Genomic DNA, 19,977 nt, shown 5'->3' with positions numbered 1-19,977 from the left:
CTTTCTAGAATTTTTGGGTTATAGACATGCCAAATGCCCGCCCCTGCATCGGATAATTGTACTGCTCTTGATAGTCCTTATCAAGGAGATTATCAATTGCAAGATGTAAGGTAGTCTCCTTGCCGATTTCCCGGCTGAAAGCAATATTGTGAACAGTGTAGCCGCCAAGGGTAATCGTACTGCTTGAGCCGTACGGATAATTCGCTGACTGCCGTCCGGTGTAATTAATCGTATAGCGGGCTTGCCAAGGCTTGGCGTCCAATTGATAGCCCAGCGCCACCTTATGAGCCGGACGATAATCGAGTTCTCCTGCTAAGCCAAGCTTATCTAAAGAGGTCACCCCAGCTTTCTTTGTATGCTGATTGGTATAGTTTAGCTGAAGCTTTGATTTGTCGCTAAGTTTATAGATGTTTTCCCATTCAAAACCCCATACTTTTGCATGTTCAATATTATAACAGGAGAAAGGGTACATATGAGTAAAATTGATATAGTCCTCAATATCCTGGTAAAACGCGGTTATTTTGGTTGTCCACTTGTTGGAGACCTTGTTATGCACACCAAGTTCATAACCCCAGCCTTTTTCCGGTTTCAATAATGTATTTGTGCCTAATTTCTCAGGAGGGGACGGCTGAGACCACCAATACAATTCCGCCATAGAAGGAGCCCTCCATATGCGATTCACAGAAATGAAAGTCGTTGTCTGATCGTTGTTTTGAAATGACAAATTAAGTTTAGGAGATAACGAGCTATAGTCCACATCTTTCATTGTTGCGGCATTTGCGTCATCCTTGCCACCAGTCATCTGGTCCCACCGCAGCCCCATATTGGCTGTCCACCGATCATCAAGCGACCACGTATCATCCAGGTATAGCCCCGCAAGATCAACTTTTTGCGACGGATATAGTTCTGTGGCACCTGCTGGCTTTACCGTATACCAGCCATAACCATAACGAAGCCGCTTATAATCGCCGCCAAAGCTGTAGGTGTGCTTGCCTACCTGTTTATCTCTGCTTAACGTCCATCCATCCGATTTGTCCGATATCACTGTTCGGTCCAATAACAATCCCCCGGCTGAATCGTAGTTGACCTCCTGCCGTTTTTCATCGTTATTCCAATAAATCATTTTAAGAAAACCGTCTTTTATCTTATGCGTCCATGCTACGTCATACGTATTGAGTTTTTTCTTCCAGTATGCTCCGGGATTGGGTGTTGTGCCTGCTCCCGCAGAGGGAGAAAGCGTCTCCCCATCAGCAATTGGGTAGTGCGGATCATAGTTCGCATTTCCGGGTTTATTTGCCATGATATAGCCGCGTTTTGATTCGACTTTCGCTACAGTTAAAGCAAGCTTGTCACTCTCGGTAAGAGCATAGCCCAGTTTTACCCCATATTGTTCACTGTCAAAATCGTTATTTCTTAGGAAGGCATCCTCGCTCAGCTTATTATAGTTGACGAACCAAGATAGCTTATCCTCGCCGGCACCATAATTGAACAAATACTCATGATGTCCGTTTTCGCCAAACCCAACACGAGCCGAACCTGTGGGCGTGCTAGGAGCTTTCGTAATAATATTGATAACGCCGCCCAGAGTGTTACCAAAGGCAGCCGCCTTTGCCCCTTTGATGATTTGACCACTGTATCTAACGGGATTGTTGTCCAGTCTACATAGCTGCCGCCCATTACTCCCGACATATTTACCGGACGTCCGTCGACCAATACCGTAAACCGGCGTGCATCAAAGCCTCTCAGCTTTACGGTACCATCCTGGCTATCGCCAGCTTTGGTTCGCATTTGGATATCCAAGCCGCTGGACTGACGTAAAAGCTCGGGAATACTGGCAGCCTTCCCCGGACTCGCAACCTTTACATTAATCGTATCTGCTGTAATAGGTGCCCGTTCGGCATTTGCAGTAACAATAATTTCTTCCAGGTCATAGCTTGGAGCTCCCGAGGCCGAAACATTCCCTGCAGATACTGCTAACGCAAGTAAAATACTAGCAAGTAATTGTTTTTTCTTCATACATTAACTCCTGCTTTCCTGTATTAGATTGTTTTTGCTAAAACTGCTCTCTAGTCTTTTCACTAAAAAGGGGATCACTATCAATTGAACAACAATCCCTGGGAGCCCCTTCGCAAAACCTGCAGCGTATACCAGCAAAGTTAGTTTTAATTGCAGCAAATTCGCCAGTCCCCAAACCCCTGCTAACGCAGCCACTCTTCCCGCAATCAATGCAGTAATAAGAGCCACGATCAACGGCAGACGATGCCCCCGGTAAAGATATCCACTCAACGCACCATAAACCGCGAGCTCCAGCGTCATTACTGCCAATACAGGCATAAGCGGCGGCATTCCGGTCAACATACTGCTTAGCATCGGAGTCATAACTCCCACCGTCAAACCGGATACAGGGCCCAGGAATAGGCCAGCCATTAAAACTGGAATATGCATCGGTAAAAATATGGACCCGATAGCTCCGACAAAATGAAACATAACGGGTAAGATAATGCCAAAAGCCACAAAGACTGCACTTGCTCCCATTTTGCCAACGCGTGTCATTGTTCTCACCCCCTCCACTAAAATGCAAATACGCCAAAAAGAACTTATCCTTATTCATAAGGATAGCCTTCTTGGCGTATCATTGTTCACATTACTTTTTACTATATTGTGCTAGTACAGATAACCTTCAGATTATCGTTAGCCAAAACCGGTCCATATAGGAGTTATTACATATCCCTGGCCTGAATCCAAATCACGGCATCCTGTTCCAGCTCTTGGCCATTGAGTTTTTTGTCCGGGCCGGAGCTGATTGCAGCGAAGCCCCACCAGCCTGCTTTCGGTATGCCAAAGGTAAATTCGCCGTTCGAATTGGCCTTGATCACCATGGTGACAAACACATCATGGGACGCTTTCACCGCCGCTTTTTCCTCAAATTTATTCAGCTCCATATTCGGCACATGATTCAAATACTCAACTTCGATCTCGGCATCAGGCACCGGTTTCCCTTTGCTCAGAACCACGCCGCGAAATACATTGCCGGTCAACAGGGCGTAAGGTTTGTCCAAGGGGACAATTTCGGTTTTCTGGCCAAGCTTCGCATCCCAATCGGTAGGCAGACCGCCGTTATTGACAATAATTTTAGTGTATTGCTGGATATACTTATCTTCCTCTTTATCAAAATAGGGAACAGGTTCCAGGCAGAAGACGTAATCGCCCATGCCTTTTACCTGGTATTCCGTTTCCCACCCTTTTGCGCTATTCTCCAGGCTCTGCCAGGTAATTGGCTTCAACGTGTCGAGGAGATCTGTTTTTTTGCCTTTGTTAACAACAAAGAAAGCAGTGGGTTTCTCCATATCCATCGTCACGCTGGCCTCAAACGGATGAGTGAACACATTCTTGATGGTCACTTTGCCGCCATTATCCAGCAGGGTCTGGGGCGTATACATCATGACAAAATGAGCTGAGCACGTCACCGCTGTGGCAAAAACAAGTACCAGTGCTAACAAAATTGTTTTTTTCATGTTCTAATCTCTCCCCCTATTTAATATCTTTTGAGCTGATAATGACACTATGTCCGGCGCCACCGTCTAACGTAACTGTGAAATCTCCGGACGGTTTATTGAATCTCAATTCGCCGGACTTATCCAGCTTGCCGGAAAAGAGCAGCGTTCCACTGTCATCGGTCACATTAACAGTTGCCCCTACGGCAGAGGAACCGTCCGTATACCCTCCCTCGCAAGAAAGAGTCCCATCGCCGTTGTTCCAGCATTGAAAGAATACCGCATGGGCGAAAGCAGTTCCAGCGAGCAACAAAACAGTCATGATCGCAATCAGAGCTGTAAAAACGATTCTTTTGTTCACTTAAATCCCCCTCTCATTTGCTCATTGCTTATTATTTTTTCAAGCCTTTTTCGCTGTGAACGCTCATAAAACGCAAACCCAACAGCGGACAAGGTACAGGCAATCAAACCCATGCGAATCCATCGCTCATTTCCGGTAACGTTGTGAACCGGCTCGCCAACTTTCCACATGACTCTGTGTCCCATACCGTCATCTGCGATAAGAGAGTCCACTCTCGAATACCGGCTGTAGTCAAATTCCCCTTTGTCGTCTACCTTTTTCATAAAGACCACCTGTCCAGTGGCATCAAACAGTGTAATGTTGATATCCTTTGAAGACGTTCCGCCCTCATAATACACTTTGATACGCTGCTGAGGCAGCGGTTCTATGACCATCTGATGAGCTAATACGACAGTTTGCATCAGAAACACAAGGAATAGAGAAAGAATGATCCCTTTTTTCATTTGCCGTTCCCTCCGATTCTTTTTACGTATTCTGCCGCATCGGCTGCACATACAGGCCGGTAGGATGTCGAGCAAAATATATTGTACAAGTCTGGTGTTTTGAGTTTGGCCTTCTCCATCAACAGCTTATCCTCTAACAACTCTCTTCCCCCTTGCGCCAGCACACACCCTTCCTGCAAAACAACAAACTCATTGGCCCAGCCATAGGCAATATCTACATCATGAGTTGTCATAATGATCGTATGGCCGCGATCAAAAAGGTCATCCAGTATCTTCAGGAACTGCCGGAGTGTGCAGGGATCAAGTCCCGAAAAGGGCTCGTCAAATACCATGATGGAAGGCTCCATTGCCAGGACACCGGCGATGGCAACCCGTTTCTTTTGTCCCAGGCTTAGATTAAAGGGCGGGCGATTTCGAAGCTGAGTAATATCGAGAAGAGTCATCACCTCTTCTACCTTTTGGGCAACCGTTTTTTCGTCATACCCCAAATTTCGCGGCCCAAAAGCAATGTCATCATAGACAAGCGTGGAAAAGAGCTGTTCATCAGGACTGTCAAAGACGATGCCGACCATTTTCCGGATGTCCCGCAGGTTTTCTTTACTAATTCGCTGGCCGAGCACGGCTACAAACCCCGACTGGGCTAACGTTAAACCATTCAAATGCTGCAGCAAGGTGGATTTCCCACTGCCGTTTGCTCCTAAAATTGCTACCTTGCTTTTTGCAGGTATCTGAAAGGAGATATCCTGTAAGGCAGGGGTCCGATCCGGGTAAATAAAGTTTAAGTTTGCTATTTCCAAAACTGACACTGTGAACATATCCCCTTATCTATATAAAATATAATGCCGCTGCGCTTACCAGCATAGCCATTGATTTAAACACATCTACGGCTGTAATCTTCTGAGCCTCAGCAACAACGCTTTTTCCGGCATACCCTCTGGAGATCATAGCCTTATACACCCGATCCGAGCCGTCGATGGATTTTACAAACAGTCCGCCGATAATTTCTCCATAAATCTGATACGTCCGCAGCTTCATACCACCCTGAAAGAGACGTGAATGCAGCGCCTTATGAGTTTGCGAAAGTTTCTCCCAAATTAAAAATGCATACCGCCAGGAAAGAAACAGCACAGAAACCAGCTTGTCAGGGAGGTGCATGCTGCCGATCCCATTAAACAGCAATTGGACCGGTTGGCTGTAAATCATCATCATCATCAGAAATACCGTACAAGCGGCCTTCAGCATAAGCAGCAGCATCACTTCCACGAGCGCTGGTGACGGTGGGAAGCCCCCGCCTAAAAGCAAGGGAGCAGCGAGAAAGGCAAGAAAGGGAAGCAGCAGCAGCAGCCTCTGTACTACTCTGCGCAATGGCAGCCGTGCCGACAGAAGGAGAGCAAACAAAAAGACTGTATATCCTCCAAGAGTAATTGGATTTTTCACCGGCACAAGCAAAAATGCAATGGCGATACAGGTTACAAGCTTCATCCTGACTTCCCATGCTGAGACCCACGTATGCTTCACCTGCCGGTCTTCCTTATCCAGTTCCCTTATTTTCATAGTGTCTTTTGCTCCGTCCTGGCGGAAAGCGCCAAAAGGCCGGGCCTTGTTTTGTGGATAAAACTGATCACTGTCATTGTCAGTATGCTCTCTAAAATAACAATCGGAATATGCGCCAGCAGCAGTAAGTTAATAATGGATAACATGCCGTCACTATAAACACTATTGGAAACATACAGCACCAGGGCAAAGGTGGTTACCCCCTGTATAACGGAGAAGGCTCCCAGCAGCCCGCTTATCATCGCTAAATGTTTGCCGTCGCGGACGAGCTTGCGAAATAAAAAAGACGATACAAAAGCCGGCAAAGTCATGATTACCGTATTGATGGCCAGCGTTGTGAGGCCTCCGCTTTGGAAAAACAACGTTTGTAAAAGCAGCCCGACAAATATGGCAATGGTGCTTCTACGCCCTAAGAGAATACCGATCAGCCCTCCTAAAAATGCATGCACCGAGCTTGGGCCAATAGGGACAGTAATTAGCGAAGCAGTGAAAAAAGCCGCCGTTGCTAAACTGACTTTCGGGATTTCCTCCTCCTTCATGCCTTTTAGTGAATAAAGCAGCATGCCCCCCGCAGCAGCAGCGGTCACCGCGACTGTTTGCATGTTTAAAATTCCATCAGACAAATGCACGTTTTCTCACACCTTTCTCTATCTCACTGATCTCGCGGTTAAAAAAAAGGACTACGAAAACAGCCTCCCCCATTTCATTGAGGAATGACCTTCGTAGCCACTTTCATCCGTTTTATCTAAAGCTTATCATCGACTCTTCGTGAGTCGTTACATTAAAGAATCTTATTCGGCATCTGGATAAAAAACCCTTTTTTTACCAAAAAAAATTATTAGCACTATCTACCCTCTTATTATTCTGTTGTTCTTTTGAGTCTCGCTCAGCCTTATACCCTAAAGCAGCTTCTCTGGCCTCCAACGCAGCACCCCAAACAAAGATACGGCAAACTTCTTTATCGCCTTATTCTTAATCTCATACACCGATTTCCTTGATGTCTGGCTATGCCCTATGTCCTCCGCAATCGCTTCCTTGTCCATCTTATCGACGTACCACATCACCAGCACATCCCGGTACCGCTCGTACCGGGTCCGCGCAGATTACACTTAGCGATTCTTCCACCTTATCTATCTCAACCTGCGTCCTCTCTCGCATCTCCTGCCACTTCTGCAGCTGATATATCTGGTTAAGCGTATTCACCAGCTTTGACGCTCTAACGCCAGCCACCACCATATCCACAGCACCGGCATCTCTGGGTGCACCTTGCCAAGTCAGTTTGACAATCATTCGGTCAGCATGGCGAATGCTTTGCTGCAGTTCTCGGTAGTATCGTAAATAGTTTTCAGCTTCTCTGATATAGTTCATGCTATCCCTCCCGACACTGGGTTATAGGGCGGTCTATGCCGCCCTTTTTCTATTTTTCTCTATAAAGTTGATAAAAGAAGGCAACGAGATTACATTGCTCATTTGTATGCATATAGCAAATATTGGCTATACTATTACTGGAGTGCGCAACTCCCTAAGCCAGAGCGACTGCATGAGCAGAGTTCTGGCTTTTTATTGTTCCCACTCCCAAAGCTGCTGCCGGCCCTTTGCTGGTACCGGATCAATCCGCCGCACATTAGCGAGTATCCAGGCATAGCGCCGGGCTCAAAGTGGACAAACGCGATCTCATCGTCCCCGTACTTGTCTCTCTGGCTTTCATTAAATACCTCCGTATACATAATTCCCATCAACAACGAAATACTTATAGCAATATGAATTATCAGGAGTTGATATATTTTGAGCAATCAAACAATTTTATGGGCAAGCGTAGTATTCGCTTGGTTATCTACTCTGTTTCTTAAGAAAGAAGAAATAAGACGTTATATGCCCGTTGCATTGTTTTGTTCGCTTTCTTTTGCCTTTATTTTTGAGACGGGGATTTCTTTACAGTGGTGGGCAGTCAAAGAATCTTCATTTCCCCTTATCAATATTCCTATATTTATTTACGGTCCTTATCTAATCGCAACTATTTGGATTTTCAAGTACACGTATGAACGCTTTTGGCTGTATCTTGTCACAAATATCGTACTGGATTACATTTTAATTTTTTTCCTGATAGATTGGTTTATCCAGCGTGGTGTCTGGGATGCTTATATATCCTATTTTCAAGTACTACTTATAACTACTTTACTTGCTACCCTTATCTATGGGTACCAGATGTGGCAGGAAGGTAAAGTTATATTCGCAACTGCACCAAACTTACAATCTGCTGCAAGCAAGCCATTGGATGAAGATCAAAGAGACAAACAATAAGTTATAAAGACTAGCTACTTCTCAGTAGTTAGTTTTTTATTTCCTGCTCTGGTAATGCCGGTAATGGCATCCAATGGGTTATTTTTGCGCCTAAAGCCCAATCAGTGTCCTCCGCTTCACTAACGCATTCATACCAGCCTTCAGACCAATATTCTTTTCCTGTCTCTTCATCGCAATCCGCATCGCCTTCATACCCCATGTCTTCGCAGTCTATTTGTCGGGACTCGCGGGGACGGTTCTTTTGATTCATTACCAATTCTCAGGGATACGGGCGCAGGTAGTCCCTTGTCCTTATTTAGCTAAAAGTCTATAATAATACTTTCAACACTAATTAGTTGGATATACTATATCGAATGGAGCCAAGCCCTTTCTTATACCATATTGAACAGCGAGCCAACTAAATCTTATATAATAAGGTGAGAACATGAAAAAGGCAGAGAAGTAACCTCCTAAAGAATACTTCATCTATTTTTTAGGAGGTCAGAAAAAATGAATTTTAACAAGATTGATACCGAGAACTGGAACCGCAAGCAGCATTTTGAGCATTATTTAAAGAATGTAAAATGCGGCTTTAGCATCACTTCCAATATAGACAGTACGGCCTTGGTGCCAGCGGTAAAGGTAAAGTCATTAAGATTTTATCCTGTCTTGCTCTATATGGTTACCACTGTAGTGAACATGCAGCAGGAATTGCGGACATGCTTCAACGATGATAAGCAATTGGGCTATTGGGAAGCGATGAATCCGTCTTATACGGTATTTCATAAGGATACCCATACCTTTTCAAGTCTTTGGACAGAGTATACGGATGATTTTAATGAGTTTTATCAAAACATCCAGGGTGATATGGAGAAATACGCCAATAACAATGATCTTTTCCCCAAACCGGATTGCCCACCTAATTGCGTCCCGATCTCCTGCATTCCCTGGACGAGCTTTACTGGTTTTAACTTAAATCTATTTGACGACAACCAGTTTCTTCTGCCTATCGTGACCATCGGCAAGTACTTTGCACAGGGTAATACCTTACAATTGCCGGTATGTTTACAAATTCATCATGCTGTAGCAGATGGCTATCACGCAGCGCAATTTATGAATCATCTGCAGCAGCTTGCTTCCATGCCGGAGAAGTGGCTGAAGTAAACGAGTAATCCTTTCATCATCCTAATAAAAGCAGTCAGCAAACGTATTGAGTATGCTGACTGCTTTTTATATTTTGCTTTTTAGCATTTAGGTTATCTAAAGACATTTAGAAAATCTTCATTACCAACCAAAAAATTAACCCCAGCGTGACTATAATACTAAGTATTCCGCCCAATATTACCAGATAAGGAGACACCCATACGACCCCGGCTCTCCCGATAGAAAGATTAGTAACTTCTCTGATACCGGCTATTGCAATCACGATACCCCATATAGCTCCTACGTTACTAACGATCATTACTAACAAATTCTCATTTCCTAATAATAGCATAAGTATTGTATCTACTGAGCTAAAAACTAGAAAAGGAATAGTAATTGACCATGCCAAAACAATTTTCATTTCGTGTTTTTCGCAGCATCCTCCGAGCCATATACTAGTTTTCCAAAAAAGATAACTTTCGTAGTAAAACAAAAGTAAATTAGTAATTACAATAAACGGTATCGCGAACAGCCACTCTATGAATTTAAGGTTCGGCACTCCCCAAAAAGCATTCTGCAAGTATCCGATTATCGGAGTTACCACAACTAAAACGATCGTAAAAGTTATCCACAAATTCCAAGCACTTTGGGCCGTTTCTTTCTCGAGTAATTCCCTCATCGTTAAGCGTGGCCGAACCAATAAAGCTACCCAAAGAAGCATTTTATTAGGATTATCATTTAATGTTGGAACTTGATTATTGTTGTCTGACAAGCTTCCTCCCCCCTTCTATAATTATAGCTATTTGAAACTTATCAGCCCTGCAGCTTTCGATATGGTCAGCAAGGATTCCGTTTACTGCTTGTACCATTTGAGGTTCGAGATTAAGATAGACGGTCAAAGACTATAGGTAATTCAATATGTTGCGATACAGATGCTATCAATATCTCAATTAGTTCATCATCCATAAACTGAAAGTCATCTGGAATATTTAGGCATACGATTTTCTTTTGACTAAGAAGGTCTCCGAAACGCTCTTGCAATCTTCTTACATGCTTCTTTTCCATTACGAAAATCAGGTCAGCCCATCCGATATGTCCGCTTGTCACTTTCACGCGAGCGTTGTTCTCTGTCCCTGCTGACCGTACCTCATAGTCGTAAATTCCCTGGAACACTTTTTCTGCAGTCAAGCTTCGCCATCTGTTTCTACTGCATATAAATAATAATTTAATTGGCTTATCCTCCGTTTATGGTTATTCAGGGTCCATTAAGCATTCTTGATACATTCACCATAAAAACAGGCTATTTCCTGCAAATCATAGAAGTTCCGCAGAAAACAGCCTATTTTTCATATTCCCTTTGTTATACTGACTACAAGTTTGCAATGGGACAAGGGGACAGGTCCCTTGTCCCCTGTTTATCAGGCTTGACTTATATTAAAATTGACTATTTTAAAATTAATTGTTATAGTCCGTCCCATTTCGCAAGATCAGTAGTTCCGTAACGCTTGTCAGCACTTTCCTGCCGGGAAAACATATTCGTGAAATAGGCAATGTCATCCCTGTTATCATCACGCTGGGACCACCTGACGATAACCCATGATCCATTTTCCAAGGCCAAGTCGACATCTGCACTCGCCGTAGAAATATTCCTACCGATCGTATTTGGATCTATTACTTCGAAAGAATAAACAGCCACGGCTCGCAGCCTGCTTCCATCGTAGCTGACCTCTTCAAGCCCGTGAAGAGTGTAATTCTTTACTGGGAGTGCGCGAAGTTCATCGTCAGATCGGCTCCGTAGCCCGAGGAAGAGTTTCTTCATGGTAATGGTATCTTTCGTATTTATAGCGGTAAAGTAAGGCACAAGAACGCGAATCATCTCCCGCTCGGCGGCAGAAATCGACTGACCATCTTTGGCAGTATAAGAGGTAGATTTTATAGTTGAGTTGCTTTTACCGGCATCGTACTCGGACAAGAAGATGCGCCGTAAATGTCGATAAAAGGCAACTTCCCCCCCATCGTCCAACGACATAACTAAATCTCCTGGTAGATATTCTACCTTCCCAATCATTGCTTTCCTTATGATGGCATTTACTCCCCAGAGTTCTTTCGAAGTTGTTTCGCCTGACTCGGTTACCGTCAAGAATCCATTACTAAAGGTAAACGTTGCTGCCTGGTTCGACGAGTCCCTCAAGAGTATATCGAGATCCTTGGGGGTTACCTTGCGAAAGGGATCACTCGTTTTTATCGACACCATCTTGCCGCTTTCGTAGAAGGCGAACCATTGAAAGGGCAAGGACCCTGGGTCGAGCTTAGGGTTGCCAGCAAAATCCGGATGAGGAGGAACAAGCTTCCAATAACCAATTACTTGCGGTCTTGAAGCAAACTGGCCAACAGGGCTCTCTTTAGCCATGACAGGGACACCAGCTAGGCTCAAGAGCAGCACTAGCAGGACGAGTCTTTTCCAGTTGAACATACGCAGAATCTCTCCTTTAAAGAGCACTTTGCTCTGCATTTCGACTGCTCCATTCTTTAATCCTCCTAATTTTGGTAAAAGCTACGGGTTAAGCTTGAGTTATATTAAAATTGACTTTAATGATATTCTTAGTCCTGCTCTTCGGCAGCGTAAAATACTTTTTCAACTGCTAATCTCATTATTATAGGCATGAGAATATAAAAAGGTAAGCCATAATAGTGCTCCCATCGTATAGGAATATACAAACCTAGCACTATCATAATAGTCTCAAAGCAAAAAGAAAACACGAAACCAGTAATAATTGATATCATAATAAAATTTCTCCATCGCGGAAAGTACTGGTATTCTAGCATATAGATAACAGGCAACGGGCTAATATCAATATAGGCAGTCAACGGGCCTATCGGTAGTAATTTAATTGGGTAATACCATAGTCCAATTTCAAAGCCAGTTAGATCTAGCGTAATAATTAAAAGTATTAGGAAAGTGCCATATAATAATAATTTAGGTAAGAGTTTCTTATTTACTATACGGCTAAATATGATCCAAGGAATAAGTAATGTAGCAAGTATAAACCACCATTGCCAGGTAAATAAATCTGTCTCTGTCCAGTTAACAAAGCGTGCATAAGTCAGTTCTTTTGTCATTTGCGCTAGTTGTTCATCCGTTGGAAATCCGCTCATGATTCCCCCTCATATTAGGATATTTTATTTAAAATCAGTAATCCGAAAATCGAATACTATTAAGACGAGAATGGAAAACAGAGCTCCCATTATCCATGCTAATAAGGGATTAGAAAAATGAACCCGAAGTCCAATAAATAATACAATATTCACCAATATTGACCACCATAACGTCCAATCGTTATAGTAACTTCCGATACCGGCAATTAGACTTACCGCCTCCATTGCAGAGTATACTGTAACCCAAAAGGCAATATAAACAGCCTGTTTTATATAAGATTCAGTTGGGTAACGTGACAAAAATAAAAGAACGGTTGCCGGGTATATCGTGAATGCGTAAAACAAAGCAACAGCAGTATGGTTGGGAAAGTTAGGGCTTGGGCAATAAAACCACAAAGAATGGTTGTACATGATAAAATCAGAAATAAAGCTGAGAGCCATCAGAAATAGGTATGTCGGATAATAAACTTTCCAGTTTTTCCAATCGGCCCATTTCCACGCCGCAAGAAGAAATCAATTGCAAAAATAAATCGCACATTAATCACCCCATATAGTATTTACGTTTACAGTAAAGATAATTATGCTCAAAATAAAAAGCCCGGACCGAAGTCCAGGGCAATACATTACTTTGTGATTGGGCTACGGGGTGAGGCTTGAGTTATATTAAAAGCATTTATGTTTATTTCCCACGGCTATAAATTAAATGTAACATTTCCTTGCCTTTGTAATGCTTTATATATTCGCCTTCGATTTCCATGCCAAGCTTTTCAGCAACTTTTCTGGAAGGCAGGTTGTTAGGCCTGATGTGAGCAATTACCCTGTCTGCATTTAAATATTGAAAAGCATAATCTAGCGACGCCCTTGCTCCCTCTACAGCGTATCCTTTTCCCCAATACTGTTTATTTAAAATATAGCCAATTCCAATCTGTTCCCCAGCTTCCGTTTGTTCGATCAAAGGTCCCATAACGCCAATAAAGTAATCTGTATCTTTTTCTATGACAGCAAAATATGAATATCCTTCATTGCTGTACCGTTCTAAATTTTTATCAATCCAACTATTTACTTCTTCATCAGTAAATGCGTGCTCCCAGGCGTACATAACTTCCTTGTCCTGTAAAACAGGGCATAGATTCTGAAAGTCACTCTTAACCATTTTTCGGAATAGCAATCTTTTAGATTCAAAAACTACGTCCAAAATTACCCCTCCAAGTTAATTGCCTAAATTCTGTGTGCTTCTTCCAAAAAACTGGATTTAGCAGTTGAATTGCAGGGACGGTTCCTTCGATTATAAAAGTTTAATTAGACACATGTAATAAATAAAAATTACCATAAAAATAGGCTAGTTCCTGCAAACGATAGAACATTCTGCAGAGACTAGCCATTTTTCATAGTTGCTTTATATTACTAATTGTTTTCGCCATTACCAGTGTGCAGACAAGAGCAATGAGTGTGACCTTAAGGCCTCACTAGACCCTAAATTTCCTAACAGCACTTTGCAGGTCTTCTGCCATTTTTGCCAGCGCCTGGCTCGCTGCCGCTATTTCTTCCATGGAAGCTGACTGTTCCTCAGTAGCAGCCGAGACAGTCTGTGTCTGCCCCGCAGCGTCCTTGCTGATTCGGTCAATGTCCCGTACTGCTGCAACAATCTGCTGACTGCCAGACGCCATCTGCTGAATAGCCGCCGAGATCTCCCTAATTTGCGTTGAAACCTCACTTATCAGAGAAACGATCTCCTTAAATGCTTTTCCAGCATTGTTCACGACATCGGCCCCAACTTTGACTTCACGAGCGCCCTCGTTCATCGCAACGACAGCATTATCCGTCTCCGACTGAATCTCCGAAATCAGGTTGGCGATTTGTTTAGCAGCCTCTTGCGACTGCTCAGCAAGCTTGCGCACTTCTTCCGCTACTACGGCAAAGCCTCTACCCTGTTCGCCTGCACGGGCTGCCTCGATAGCTGCATTCAGTGCCAGCAGATTAGTCTGACCTGCAATGCCCGAAATCGTAACAACAATTTGCCCGATCTCCTTGGAACGTTCTCCAAGCTTTGTAACTACCTCCGCGGAGCTGGAAACAGATTGCTCAATACTTACCATCTGGCTTATGGCAGCATCTACCGCCTTACCACCCTGCTTGGCTGCGCTCGTCGTTTTATCCGTCACACTTGAGACTTCATTTGCATTTGCAGCAACTTGTTGAATCCCTGCAGACATCTGCTCAACAATAGCGGAAGTATCGTCAACCGCTTTTGCTTGTTTTTCTGTTCCTTCTGCGACTTCACTAATTGTGGCTGCGACTTGGGTGGTAGCTTGGGCGGACTGCTCCGCACTGGCAGTAAGTTCCTCGCTAGAAGCTGCAACCTGCTCTGCCGATTCAGTGATCTTCTTCAAAAGAATCTGCATACTGCTTCGCATTTTAGCTAGAGCATCCGCCAATTGGCCGATTTCATCAGTTCTGGACAGTTTTTGCTGCCCCTCTGTGAAATCGCCTGCCGCCAAGCTTTCACATGCTTGTACCATGAACTGTAAGGGTTTTGTTATGGATTTGGTAATTAGCCAGCCGCTCAACCCCAATACAAAAAATGCAACCAGGATACTTCCAATTGATATGTTCGTAGCACTCTCGAACATCCTATCATTGTCTGCATTTGCTTGTTCCGACAGCTGGGTAAAATAGTCGGCAAGATTGCGTAAGTTGTCCGTATATTCGATGGTTAGCGAACTTAACTTATTGGCATATAGCGCATAGGCTTCCATGTTTTTATTTTGATTTGCTAAGTCTAAAACTTGAATTCGGACTGCACGATTGTTTTGCTGCGCAGCTTTTACTTTTCCCAATAACTCTGTCGCTTTTGCATCTAACGGTAACTTTTCAATTATGGCTAGATTCTCATTGTTTTTTTTCGAAAGGGAAGCGATTTCGTTTGTTAATTCTTGGTTCTTCTTCGCATCGGTTGCGAGCATCAATTCCAATACAGCTCCGTCAGTTGCATTAGCATTCGCGCGGCTATCATTTAACAGTTTAACAGGTATCAGCCTGTTGTCATACAGGTTGTCCATCGATTTATTCGCTTGGTGCAAATAATAATACCCCGTATATCCTACCGCACCTAAAGCTACTAGCGCGATAAGAATCAGCACACCTAACTTATAGACCATCTTAGCATTCGAAAGCCAATTCATCGTAACTCTCCTCTCAATCTTTCCAAAGCATGCTGTTTATAACTACTGAACTTACGGCAAGGTTTACACACTCCTTTTGTATGTAGTTAAAAAAAATAAGGAAAGCCCTCAGAAGCAGGGGCCTTCCTTATGTCTTCCTATCGTTCTATCTGGATTTAATAATTCCTTCAACAAAATATCTAATTTTTCGACATTTTTTTCATTTCTACTATTTATCATCCTATAGCCTGTAGAACAATCGTCTTACCTGGCATATAGTTGTGGTATATAAGGCTTTCATACGATAAGTCTGCGAAGCACATGGTAAGCATTTGGACGGTCTATTCATGAAAACCCAAAAGAAGGATACGAACTACGCCATGTGTTCGTATCCTTCTTTTGGCGGTTGTAACTAATCATTACCTCATACGCAAATAAATAGTAATTAATAGTCAGTAAACATAAAAGGTTTTTTCCTTTTTTATACAGAATATGACATAGTTATTGTTATTTTTTGCTATTTCCTGTTGGAGGGGAGTTATCGTAGTGCAGTTTCCTTCATTTCTTTGTATTGAACGTAATGTTCGCCTGCCAGCAATCTTAGCGATCATTGCCATCTGCTTTTTCCTATTTTCCATCGATATCCCCTCTTGGGATCTGCAGGAAGAAACTTCCTCACTCCCTGCTATTGAGACGACACAAAGCGAATTAACGACAAACTGGTATTACCGGTGGGGTGATAGCCCCAGAAGTTCGGACGGCACACTGTCTTGGCTGGCGGAGCCACCGGGAGGAACATCCAGCTGGCTGCCACAGCTTAGTTTTCAACAACCTCTTTCAGTTAGTGACGATCATTTTGCTTGGCTTGCAATATCGTTACCCACTGTTACTTCGGTATCCGATTCCCTTTACCTGCCAGGTATTGACCAACTTTTTGAAGCCTATGTGCAGGGAGAAAAAATTTATACCTTTGGTGACTTAGATCAATTAGAAGAACGCCGGTTTTTAGGCTGGAGCTGGCACTTACTGCCCCTGCACCCTGAGTGGAGCGGTCAGACTTTATTTTTACGGATTTATTCTGAAGATGAAACGATTGGTCTTATCGGCAAACCCGTATTGATTAATGGGCAATCCCTTAAGTTACAGATATTACAAAATGACCTCTTTGCCGCCTTTTGTGCCTTCTTTTTCCTGCTTGCCGGCGCCTTATATCTCGCCACTTACTTCTGGGGGCGAAAGCTGGCAGAATACCTGTATTTTAGTCTCTTTGCCCTTGCGATGGGCCTCTACACACTAACGCAAACGAAGATTAAGCTGCTCATATTGCCGCAGCCATTGTTCTGGACCTACTTAGACTTACTGTCACTATACAGCTTACCGTTATGGATAGTAGCCTTTCTCGCTAGCTTACTCAATGCAGAGCGCGAATATCTACTCCGCATTCTTTGGCTGATCAATGTTGTTTTTTTAAGCGGGGCAATACTGGCTGACCAGCTTTCTCTCTATCCGCTCATTCGCACAGTCACTTATTTTAACTACTTAGAACTCATCACTCTTGCCGGTCTGTTCTGGGTAACCGCACAACAGCTTCGGCAAAAAAATCAAGATGCTCGTTTGTTTGCTTTAGGCTTTGTGCTATTTTTCATTGCCGCTTTACTTGACGTTGTTGGCAGCATTCACTTTCGGTTACTGCCCTTCAAAGTGGTCCATATCGGCATGTTACTGTTCATCCTAACGCTCATCTTCCTGTTAATGCAGCGTTTTGCCCGCACCCACAGCAAACTGCTTGTATACTCTCACGAATTAGAAATGAAAGAGAATGAATTAATTAAGCATCGTACCCAGCTGGAACAAATGGTCAATGAACAGACTCAGCAGCTGAGTGAAGCCAAGACCGCCGCCGAAGATGCCAATCGCGCGAAGAGTGAGTTTCTGGCTGTCATGACTCATGAATTACGCACGCCGATGAATGGTATTATTGGCATTTCCGAATACTTGCTTGATACAAAATTAGCAGCTGAAGTACGAGAAAAGCTGGAATTAATTCATTCATCAGCGCAAATGCTGCTGTCTCTCATTAATAATATTTTAGATTACTCCAAACTCGAGGCTGAAAAAACATATTTAGAAGCGCTCCCCCTGCAAATTGCGAGCGTCATTCGCGATGCCACTACGATTTTAATACCACAAAGCAAGAAGAAAGGTCTCCAGCTTACTTGGAACGTAACCAAGGATGCGAGTCAATGGCTCATTGGTGATCCCTATCGCTTACGGCAGATCCTCTTGAACTTGATTGGCAATGGCATTAAATTCACCCAGCGGGGTGCGGTATCCGTCGATGTAACCATCGACGCCCAAACCAGTACCACCCTAACGCTGCGCATTAGCGTGAACGATTCGGGGATTGGCATCAGCCCCGAACAACAACGTCAGTTGTTTTCTTCCTTTACACAAGGAGACTCCTCTATTTCACGCCATTATGGCGGAACTGGCCTGGGGCTGGCCATTTCACAAAAATTAGTCCACCTAATGGGCGGAGACATTGGTGTTGTCAGTTCGCTTGATAAAGGCTCTACTTTTTGGTTCACCGCCACCTTAACGAAACCTCACGATTCCGTGGTAACCGCCAATGTTCTGACGGACATTTCCTCCCCGCCAAGTGCTAAGCTGCCCACCAATAAGTTTCATATTTTGGTCGTAGATGATCATGAAATAAACCGGAAATTAACAGTTGCCGTACTGCACAAAGGCGGCTACCAGGCGACTACCGCGGCTAGCGGAGCAGAAGCGCTCACTGCCTTGGCTGCCGTCCACTATGATGCCGTATTAATGGATGTTCAAATGCCTGGTATCAGCGGTCTGGATGTAACCAGGGCTATCCGCAGCGGTCAATCGCAGGTTCTAACCCCCGCCATTCCCATCATTGCGATGACGGCGCATATCCTGCCTGCCGATCAAAACAAATGTTTACTGGCCGGAATGAATGACTATATTCCCAAACCCTTTCATAAAGCTCAGCTTTACAATGCGATTGAAGCACAATTAGGTGCTGACGCCCAAACAGCCAGCGCCGCTGCAGTTCCATCCTCGATACTGGAAAATCAGTATCTCTCTCTGGATTACCAACATCTGCTGCAGGCTGTAGACCAGCGTATGGACTTAGCAGAAGAACTCATCACTGACTTTTTGCAAGACATGGCTCGCAGTCTGCAGAACCTCAGGCAAGCATTGGAGCTGAAGGACAGCCTACGCTTTTTTGACGAAATTCACGGCATCAAAAGTATCGCGGCGACGATCGGAGCCAACCACACGTATGAGTTAGCCAAGTATGCAGAAAGTTTATCAGAGCCTCAGGATATCCACCTTCTATTACGGATATTGGGCGAATTAGAGCAAGAACTCACGGTATTACAAGAAATCGTAGCATGCACTACGCACATAACAAAGGAGTAACAGTGTGACCTATCTTCTACTCTTTATTTTCTTCTTCTCTATGCAAAATTTTGCCCAAGCGCAGCAACTCGTCATGGAAGGAGAAGCCACGGCAAAATACGAATCCCTTACCTATAAAACAGATGGCATTCCCGACCAGGAGTTTGTAGAGAGAACCATACGACTTACTGTAAGATCGCCATTATCTGAGCAAACCTCCCTGTTCTTACGGTTAGGTCATCAAGCCTATAGCGGGAACTCCATCGATCCTGAAAGAACAGCTATTGATCAATATGGCCTAACGTGGAAAAGCCCTACTCAAACGATTACTATCGGCAGCCAGGAAACGTATTTGGGTGCTTATGGCGCCATGTTTGATAACAGCTCGAATGTGGGAGCGGGTATGTTCCGCGGCATCGACATCCGCGGTACCAGCGGCCTTGATCGCTATCATCTTGTCAGCGGACGGCTTGATTCACGACTATTTGAAGATGCGCAAGCCCGCAGCGTTTACGGAGCAGAATGGGCCCATTACGCAGGCGATACTCGTCTTTTAGCGAGTTATCTCCACATGCCCGATTTGCCAAAAGAAGCGGAACATTTCGTAGGATTTAGTATTAATTCACCAGCCGGTAAAGGGGAATGGCTTGCTGAATTTGTTCGTTCCTCAGCACCGGCTGCCAATCACGCTCTGCTCGTCGGCGTTAATTATCAACCTACAAACTACCAGGCTCTCAAATTGGTTGCGGGGCGGATAGCTGACAATGCCATTCCCGAAGGAATAGCCAGTCTGGGTGGTTACGATAACGACATCCGTGGAGGCCAGTTCACTGCCATCCAAGCACTAAACCCTTCTAATCGAATTGCGATAAAATATACTCGTGCCGAAACCATTACAAGCCATATTCCAATCCGAAAAACCGAGCTTGAATATACTTACTTATTTTAAAAAC

21 protein-coding genes and 1 pseudogene are annotated in these 19,977 nt (G+C 44.0%); 4 read left to right on the top strand and 18 right to left on the bottom strand.

Annotated elements, in window-relative coordinates:
* Positions 1-4: 4 nt before the first annotated feature.
* From RTR76_RS01790 to RTR76_RS01745, 10 genes are all read right to left on the bottom strand, one after another.
* Complete coding sequence (locus tag RTR76_RS01790) at positions 5-1,492, bottom strand: TonB-dependent receptor domain-containing protein (RefSeq protein WP_312516027.1); 1,488 nt, start codon at positions 1,490-1,492, stop codon at positions 5-7.
* Positions 1,432-2,016, bottom strand: a complete 585-nt coding sequence (locus RTR76_RS01785; RefSeq protein WP_312516024.1) for a TonB-dependent receptor plug domain-containing protein — start codon at positions 2,014-2,016, stop codon at positions 1,432-1,434. Before RTR76_RS01785 ends, RTR76_RS01790 begins: the two co-directional genes overlap by 61 nt.
* A 3-nt stretch (positions 2,017-2,019) precedes the next feature.
* Entirely contained in the window at positions 2,020-2,553 is a 534-nt protein-coding gene (locus tag RTR76_RS01780) for an ECF transporter S component (protein ID WP_312516021.1), read from the bottom strand.
* 167 nt (positions 2,554-2,720) lie between these two features.
* On the bottom strand, positions 2,721-3,515 hold the full coding sequence (locus RTR76_RS01775; protein ID WP_312516019.1) for a DUF4198 domain-containing protein: 795 nt from the start codon (positions 3,513-3,515) through the stop codon (positions 2,721-2,723).
* A gap of 16 nt (positions 3,516-3,531) precedes the next feature.
* Entirely contained in the window at positions 3,532-3,855 is a 324-nt protein-coding gene (locus RTR76_RS01770; RefSeq protein WP_312516016.1) for a hypothetical protein, read from the bottom strand.
* On the bottom strand, positions 3,852-4,298 hold the full coding sequence (locus RTR76_RS01765; protein ID WP_312516013.1) for a hypothetical protein: 447 nt from the start codon (positions 4,296-4,298) through the stop codon (positions 3,852-3,854). The genes RTR76_RS01770 and RTR76_RS01765 overlap by 4 nt, the downstream gene beginning before the upstream one ends.
* Positions 4,295-5,104 (bottom strand): ATP-binding cassette domain-containing protein, encoded by an 810-nt coding sequence (locus tag RTR76_RS01760; RefSeq protein ID WP_312516010.1) that lies wholly within the window; start codon positions 5,102-5,104, stop codon positions 4,295-4,297. Before RTR76_RS01760 ends, RTR76_RS01765 begins: the two co-directional genes overlap by 4 nt.
* Before the next feature lie 19 nt (positions 5,105-5,123).
* On the bottom strand, positions 5,124-5,852 hold the full coding sequence (locus RTR76_RS01755; protein ID WP_312516007.1) for an energy-coupling factor transporter transmembrane component T: 729 nt from the start codon (positions 5,850-5,852) through the stop codon (positions 5,124-5,126).
* Complete coding sequence (locus RTR76_RS01750; protein ID WP_312516004.1) at positions 5,849-6,481, bottom strand: CbiM family transporter; 633 nt, start codon at positions 6,479-6,481, stop codon at positions 5,849-5,851. The genes RTR76_RS01755 and RTR76_RS01750 overlap by 4 nt, the downstream gene beginning before the upstream one ends.
* A 415-nt stretch (positions 6,482-6,896) precedes the next feature.
* Positions 6,897-7,220 (bottom strand): hypothetical protein, encoded by a 324-nt coding sequence (locus RTR76_RS01745; RefSeq protein WP_312516001.1) that lies wholly within the window; start codon positions 7,218-7,220, stop codon positions 6,897-6,899.
* A 417-nt stretch (positions 7,221-7,637) separates the two neighbouring features.
* On the opposite strand from RTR76_RS01745, the gene RTR76_RS01740 reads away from it, so the two are divergent.
* Positions 7,638-8,153, top strand: a complete 516-nt coding sequence (locus RTR76_RS01740; protein ID WP_312515998.1) for a hypothetical protein — start codon at positions 7,638-7,640, stop codon at positions 8,151-8,153.
* Between the two features lie 28 nt (positions 8,154-8,181).
* Here RTR76_RS01740 and RTR76_RS01735 read toward each other — a convergent pair whose 3' ends face one another.
* Positions 8,182-8,403: a DUF551 domain-containing protein gene (locus tag RTR76_RS01735; RefSeq protein ID WP_312515995.1), complete on the bottom strand. Its 222-nt coding sequence runs from the start codon at positions 8,401-8,403 to the stop codon at positions 8,182-8,184.
* 239 nt (positions 8,404-8,642) lie between these two features.
* Here RTR76_RS01735 and catA point away from each other — a divergent pair, with 239 nt between their 5' ends.
* Positions 8,643-9,296: a type A chloramphenicol O-acetyltransferase gene (gene catA, locus RTR76_RS01730; RefSeq protein ID WP_312515992.1), complete on the top strand. Its 654-nt coding sequence runs from the start codon at positions 8,643-8,645 to the stop codon at positions 9,294-9,296.
* A 106-nt stretch (positions 9,297-9,402) separates the two neighbouring features.
* On the opposite strand, the gene RTR76_RS01725 is transcribed toward catA, so the two are convergent.
* The 7 genes and pseudogenes from RTR76_RS01725 to RTR76_RS01700 form a co-directional block, all read right to left on the bottom strand.
* Positions 9,403-10,047 carry a YIP1 family protein gene (locus tag RTR76_RS01725; protein WP_312515989.1) on the bottom strand — a complete coding sequence of 215 codons (645 nt, stop codon included), beginning with the start codon at positions 10,045-10,047 and terminating at the stop codon, positions 9,403-9,405.
* Between the two features lie 110 nt (positions 10,048-10,157).
* Positions 10,158-10,463, bottom strand: a complete 306-nt coding sequence (locus RTR76_RS01720; protein ID WP_312515986.1) for a protein tyrosine phosphatase — start codon at positions 10,461-10,463, stop codon at positions 10,158-10,160.
* Between the two features lie 274 nt (positions 10,464-10,737).
* Entirely contained in the window at positions 10,738-11,529 is a 792-nt protein-coding gene (locus RTR76_RS01715) for a hypothetical protein (protein ID WP_312515983.1), read from the bottom strand.
* Positions 11,530-11,876: 347 nt separating this feature from the next.
* Complete coding sequence (locus RTR76_RS01710; protein ID WP_312515980.1) at positions 11,877-12,431, bottom strand: CBO0543 family protein; 555 nt, start codon at positions 12,429-12,431, stop codon at positions 11,877-11,879.
* 24 nt (positions 12,432-12,455) lie between these two features.
* Positions 12,456-12,902 (bottom strand): annotated as a pseudogene (locus tag RTR76_RS20865) (CBO0543 family protein); the annotation flags it as partial.
* A 208-nt stretch (positions 12,903-13,110) separates the two neighbouring features.
* Positions 13,111-13,626 carry a GNAT family N-acetyltransferase gene (locus RTR76_RS01705; RefSeq protein ID WP_312515977.1) on the bottom strand — a complete coding sequence of 172 codons (516 nt, stop codon included), beginning with the start codon at positions 13,624-13,626 and terminating at the stop codon, positions 13,111-13,113.
* Between the two features lie 271 nt (positions 13,627-13,897).
* The gene (locus RTR76_RS01700; protein WP_312515974.1) at positions 13,898-15,613 is read right to left on the bottom strand and encodes a methyl-accepting chemotaxis protein; all 1,716 of its coding nucleotides are present in this window, start codon (positions 15,611-15,613) and stop codon (positions 13,898-13,900) included.
* Positions 15,614-16,138: 525 nt separating this feature from the next.
* On the opposite strand from RTR76_RS01700, the gene RTR76_RS01695 reads away from it, so the two are divergent.
* Together RTR76_RS01695 and RTR76_RS01690 are read left to right on the top strand one after the other, a co-directional pair.
* Complete coding sequence (locus RTR76_RS01695) at positions 16,139-19,045, top strand: response regulator (RefSeq protein WP_312515971.1); 2,907 nt, start codon at positions 16,139-16,141, stop codon at positions 19,043-19,045.
* Positions 19,046-19,118: 73 nt separating this feature from the next.
* Positions 19,119-19,973, top strand: coding sequence for a hypothetical protein (locus RTR76_RS01690; RefSeq protein ID WP_312515968.1), 855 nt, complete (start codon positions 19,119-19,121; stop codon positions 19,971-19,973).
* Positions 19,974-19,977 lie beyond the last annotated feature (4 nt).

Source organism: Anaerospora sp., from assembly GCF_032013335.1.
Lineage (GTDB): Bacteria > Bacillota > Negativicutes > Sporomusales > DSM-15969 > Anaerospora.
The sequence above is the reverse complement of the archived record's forward strand: the minus strand, read 5'-3'. Positions and strand labels throughout refer to the sequence as shown.